Origin of the sequence: Achromobacter sp. SIMBA_011 (genome assembly GCF_046535435.1) — a bacterium.
GTDB lineage: Bacteria > Pseudomonadota > Gammaproteobacteria > Burkholderiales > Burkholderiaceae_B > Achromobacter > Achromobacter dolens.
In genome coordinates this window covers 1-433 of the sequence record NZ_JAWRWN010000066.1, presented here as the reverse complement: position 1 = coordinate 433, position 433 = coordinate 1, and the positions used below count along the sequence as shown (strand labels likewise).

Below are 433 nucleotides of genomic sequence, written 5' to 3'. Positions count from 1 at the left end.
CGATATCGATGCCGCCCCAGCCCTGGCTCTGGCCGGCAATGTAATTCCAGCCCTCGGGCCGCCCGCCGACCACATGGCGCATGGTATCGCCATAAACGCCGACACCATCGGGCATGTTGCCGGTCTTGTAGACCAGCGGCTCCTCGGGCAGACGCTCCTTGAGCGGTGGCAGCTTGCCAGCCTTTTCGAATTTTTCAGTGATCCAGTCCGGCTCGCTGTAGCTCGGCAGCGCCTTGAATTCGAGGATCGAGTCGCGGGCCACATAATTGATCTTGCCTTCCGCCGGAAATTGCGGCGGCTCTGGCGGCGTGGTGGTCTCGAAAGCATTGGCACTGAGTGCGATCATCGAAACACCAAGTCCCAATGCCGCGATGATACCGATCTTGCGTTGAAGTTGCATCGTCATTCCTCCCAAATGGCAGCTCTTCGACCG

1 protein-coding gene is annotated in these 433 nt (G+C 59.6%); it reads right to left on the bottom strand.

Going from position 1 to position 433, the window contains the following annotated elements; translation table 11 throughout:
• A partial coding sequence (locus SB816_RS29930) for a hypothetical protein (RefSeq protein WP_410547981.1) occupies window positions 1-400 on the bottom strand: 400 nt, incomplete at its 3' end.
• Between the last annotated feature and the right edge of the window lie 33 nt (window positions 401-433).